Below are 4,319 nucleotides of genomic sequence, written 5' to 3'. Positions count from 1 at the left end.
ATATCAATAAGATAATGACTGAGAGGTAAAGAATTCTGTTTGTTTTTTTGAGCCTGTAAGGTTTAATAAACAGGAAAAAGAAGCCGTAAATGATACCCACATGCAATCCTGAAACCGCCAAGATATGCATGGCTCCTGCTGTGGCATAGGCATCGCTGATTTCCTTTTCCAGATCTTTCTTTTGTCCTAACAACAAGGCTTTGGCTACCTGAATGGCCTGTGGATGCTGGATTTTTGAATCGAGGCGATTCATCATTGCTGATCTTATCCGAATAAAAAATGAATTGATAGGCTGATCATTTACTTTTCCCAAGACCTGAAAATTTTCACCGATAAAATGTTGATGGCTAATTTTCTGCCTCCTCATGAAATTCTTATAATCAAATTCAAATGGTGCAGTGGGATCCTGAATTGCTTGAGGACTGCCTTTAACCAAGATAAAATCCCCTACCTGCAATGGGAATTGAGATCGGTGATAAATCAACACTTCACCTTTGATACTTTTCCAACCATCTTCAGTAAAAACTTCATCAAGGTGGATTCGATTGGCAATGGATTTCGGCTTAGGCTCATCTTGGCCACTCACCCGTGCTGTATAGGCTAAAATAGAATTTTCAAAATTAACCAAATGCTGAGGGTTCTGATCAATGTCATTTCTTTGTGCCATTAGCAACCCGAATAGCACGAGCTGTACCAAAGCAAAAAAAGGAAGACCGAGTTTAAACCCATAAACTTTCCTTTTTTCATTGATTAAGAACAGTAAAAAATAAATGGTGAATGATAAACCAAGTCCAAAAACCCAAAATAGGGCATTGAAATGAGTTACTGCAGGATAAATCAGTATCCCAAGGATCAGAAAAAAAATGTATCGCAAAAAAGGATATTCAGAAAAAATCATAATGATGAAGTTTCTGCTAATTTACCCAAAAGCATAAAAAAAGGGAGCTGAAAGGCTCCCTGTTATATCAACTTAATCGGATAAGTTTATCAAAACCTATATCCTACATTGAACCCTGCCTTCAATTCTACCGCAGAAAATTGATTGACAACTTCCTGTGAAAATGCCCTGCTAATGGCTACAAATGGCCCGAAAGCGAAGTTATTAAAATTCCACTTGTATCCTGTCATCAAACCAATGTGTCCACTGTTCAAGCTGGTAACTGAAATTGAACTGTCAATTGCTTCTCTGTATTCACCAAACCTATATTTAAGAAATGGAGAAACATGGATCTTACTTGTCTCATTACCCCCAAAATAGAAGTTGTATGACAACAAAAAAGAAGTTGCGTTGAAATCTCGACCATCACCGCCCCTTCTATAGCCAAACCTATCATTCAAGTGGATTTCTGCACCTATAGACTGATCATTAGATAAAAACTGTTCGTAGCCAACCTCTACAGAGCCAATAAATATGGTGTTCAGAAAATTGAGTCTAACTTCACCTCTAGGATTTTCCAAAGAAGTCTGCCCGAAAGACGCAAAATGGAATAATGATAAAGCAAAAATTGTAAAGAGTATCTTTTTCATAAATATGGTATTAAATTATATAATTGAGCTTACAAATACAGTTCCATTTTGTAATGCTGGATATTACATTCCTCAAACATCTCCCCTACTTTTCGAAAGCCAAACTTGGCATATAGTGGAATAGCTGCCAGTTGTGCATGTAGGTATAGCTTTTTCCCTTTTGCATCTTGGTTAAGGGAAACATCCTCTAAAACTGCCTTTACCAAGGATTGACCTACCCCTTTCCCCCTCTGGGCTTTGACAACTGCAAAACGCTCCAATTTTATGCCATTTGGATTGAATCTCCACCTTGCTGTTCCTGCAGGAATATCGTTGACTTTTGCCAAAAAATGGGTAGAACTTTCCTCGAATTCATCATATTCTTCTGATGGGTCCACTTCCTGTTCTATCACAAAAACTTCTTCCCGAATATTGAAAACAGTATTAAGCTGTTCCTCTGTCATGACTTTTGTCACTGCGATTTGACTCTCTTCGTTCATTTTTTTGGTTTTCATCTTTTTCGTAAGCTTCAATGATAGATTTGACGAGCTTGTGTCGGATAACATCTTTACCACTTAAATTTACAATCCCTATTCCCTTTACGTCCTTTAAAACATGTAAGGCTTCCTTTAGACCTGATTTTTGACGGCTAGGCAAATCCACTTGAGTCTGGTCACCGGTAATGATAACCTTGGAATTGGGTCCCATCCTTGTCAAAAACATTTTTATCTGTTCGGAGGTGGTATTTTGTGCTTCATCCAAAAGTACAAAAGCATCATGAAGCGTTCTTCCTCTCATATAAGCTAAAGGGGCGATTTCTATTACTCTTGTTTCCTGGTAAAACTTCAGTTTTTCTGAGGGTACCATATCTGCCAAGGCATCGTAAATAGGCCTCAAATAGGGATCCAGCTTTTCTTGAAGATCGCCCGGCAGGAAACCTAAGTTCTCTCCCGCCTCTACCGCTGGTCTGGTAATGATAATTCTTTTTACTTCTCTGTTTTTAAGTGCCCTTACAGCCAAGGCAACAGCAATATAGGTCTTACCTGTACCAGCTGGACCTAAGGCAAAAACCAAGTCATTTTTAAATGAAGAATCTACCAACTTTCTCTGATTGGGAGATTTAGGCTTGACTACAAGCCCCTTGTTGCCGAAAATGATGACATCATCTTTTCTGTTTTCTTCAAAAGGAGTACCTTCTAAAGCAATGTATTCTTTTACATTGTCAGGTGTCACATGGCCAAAGCGGTGAAAATGCTGAAGGAGCATATTAAGCAGGTCATTGATCCGCAAAATTTCAGGCGCACGTCCCTGGATCCGGATTTCGTTTCCCCTGGATACAATTTTGCTTTGTGGAAATGCTGCTGCAATCTGACGTATATTTTCATTTTCCGCACCTAAAAAGTCCAGCAGCGAAATATTTTCTAAAGTAATTACTTTCTCTACCAATCTGATATATTTGATTTACGATTTGTACCTGTGGTGTAAGGAATAAATTTCTATTTTTGCCACACCTATTACAAAAATAGAAAATTTTAACAGACTTGCTTGTATGGCATTGATAACATTCACTTCGGACTTTGGAGACAGAGACTATTATGTACCCGCTGTAAAGGCCAAGATGTTGTCGATCAATCCCCAACTATCTATCATCGACATCACCCATCATGTAAATAACTATGATGTAGCCCACGCTGCCTTTATCCTAAAATCCGTTTATAAAGAATTCCCTAAAGGCACCGTACACCTGGTTGCCATGAATGGAACAAGTAATATCACAGATGGTTTTATTGGAATCAAACATGAAGAGCATATTTTTCTTGGCCCAAATAACGGAATGCTTTCTCTATTGTTTGATACAGAGCCGGGAATCATTGTACAATTTGCGGATATTCATTTGAAGGAAAGTACTTTTCCCACCAAAGACATTTTGGCCCCTATTGCCGCAAAGGTTGCCTCAGGGGCGGCCATCCACGATTTTGGTGGTCCTTTACAACAAATCAGAAAAATGCTGCCACGCCATGTTAAGGCCAATAAAAAACAAATACTTGGCCATGTCGTGCGGGTGGACAATTACGGCAACTTGATAACCAATATAGAAAAAGCGATTTTCGATAAACTCAATCCTGGCAAGTTCACTATTCAATTTGGCAGAGAAACTACTCAAGAGATCCAACAGTCTTATGATTTGGTAGAACCTGGGGATTGCTTTGCTTTTTTTAATAGCTTGGGACTCCTGGAAATTGGAATCAACCATGGTCATGGAGGAGATTTGCTTGGCCTAAGGTATGACAGTCCGGTATTTATTCACTTTGAAACCGAAGAAAACACTTTATAATGATCAGGGTAGTAAGAATGGAATTTGAAGAGGATAAGGTAGAAGCCTTTCTGGAAAACTTCAATCGACACAAGGAGCAAATCAGAAATTTTCCAGGTTGCCAATACCTTGAACTTTGGCAGGATGAAAATGTGAAAAATATTTTCATGACCTACAGCCACTGGAAAGACGAAGCATCTCTAAATCAATACCGTGATTCTGAACTGTTTAAATCTGTGTGGAGCTTCACCAAGACCTTGTTTAAGGAAAAACCTCTGGCATTTTCTGCAAAAAAAATTGAAGAACTCCCCTAAAGCTTCTTGCAGGAAAAAAAAACAATACTCATATTTGCATCCCGTTCAGCAAGGAACGGATAATCCACCTGCCCAGGTGGCGGAATTGGTAGACGCGTTGGTCTCAAACACCAATGCCTTCGGGCGTGCCGGTTCGACTCCGGCCCTGGGTACTTAAGACTCACAGAAATGTGGGTCTTTTTTTT

6 protein-coding genes and 1 tRNA gene are annotated in these 4,319 nt (G+C 39.2%); 3 read left to right on the top strand and 4 right to left on the bottom strand.

What is annotated here, in order from left to right:
• From EA341_RS00675 to EA341_RS00660, 4 genes are all read right to left on the bottom strand, one after another.
• Nucleotides 1-898, bottom strand: an 898-nt coding sequence (locus tag EA341_RS00675) for a ComEC/Rec2 family competence protein (protein ID WP_293010753.1), incomplete at its 3' end; no start/stop codon positions are given.
• Between the two features lie 89 nt (nucleotides 899-987).
• Nucleotides 988-1,527 carry a DUF3575 domain-containing protein gene (locus EA341_RS00670; RefSeq protein ID WP_293010752.1) on the bottom strand — a complete coding sequence of 180 codons (540 nt, stop codon included), beginning with the start codon at nucleotides 1,525-1,527 and terminating at the stop codon, nucleotides 988-990.
• A gap of 29 nt (nucleotides 1,528-1,556) precedes the next feature.
• Complete coding sequence (locus EA341_RS00665) at nucleotides 1,557-2,006, bottom strand: GNAT family N-acetyltransferase (protein ID WP_293010751.1); 450 nt, start codon at nucleotides 2,004-2,006, stop codon at nucleotides 1,557-1,559.
• The gene (locus tag EA341_RS00660; RefSeq protein ID WP_293010750.1) at nucleotides 1,951-2,952 is read right to left on the bottom strand and encodes a PhoH family protein; all 1,002 of its coding nucleotides are present in this window, start codon (nucleotides 2,950-2,952) and stop codon (nucleotides 1,951-1,953) included. The genes EA341_RS00665 and EA341_RS00660 overlap by 56 nt, the downstream gene beginning before the upstream one ends.
• Nucleotides 2,953-3,055: 103 nt before the next feature.
• Between EA341_RS00660 and EA341_RS00655 the strand changes: the two genes are divergently transcribed.
• From EA341_RS00655 to EA341_RS00645, 3 genes are all read left to right on the top strand, one after another.
• Complete coding sequence (locus EA341_RS00655) at nucleotides 3,056-3,841, top strand: SAM-dependent chlorinase/fluorinase (protein WP_293010749.1); 786 nt, start codon at nucleotides 3,056-3,058, stop codon at nucleotides 3,839-3,841.
• Entirely contained in the window at nucleotides 3,838-4,134 is a 297-nt protein-coding gene (locus EA341_RS00650) for a putative quinol monooxygenase (protein WP_293010754.1), read from the top strand. Before EA341_RS00655 ends, EA341_RS00650 begins: the two co-directional genes overlap by 4 nt.
• A 70-nt stretch (nucleotides 4,135-4,204) precedes the next feature.
• Nucleotides 4,205-4,286 (top strand) — tRNA-Leu (locus EA341_RS00645).
• The last annotated feature ends 33 nt before the right edge of the window (nucleotides 4,287-4,319 follow it).

This window comes from Mongoliibacter sp. (assembly GCF_007692705.1).
Lineage (GTDB): Bacteria > Bacteroidota > Bacteroidia > Cytophagales > Cyclobacteriaceae > Mongoliibacter.
This window is presented reverse-complemented; position numbering and strand designations above follow the sequence as displayed.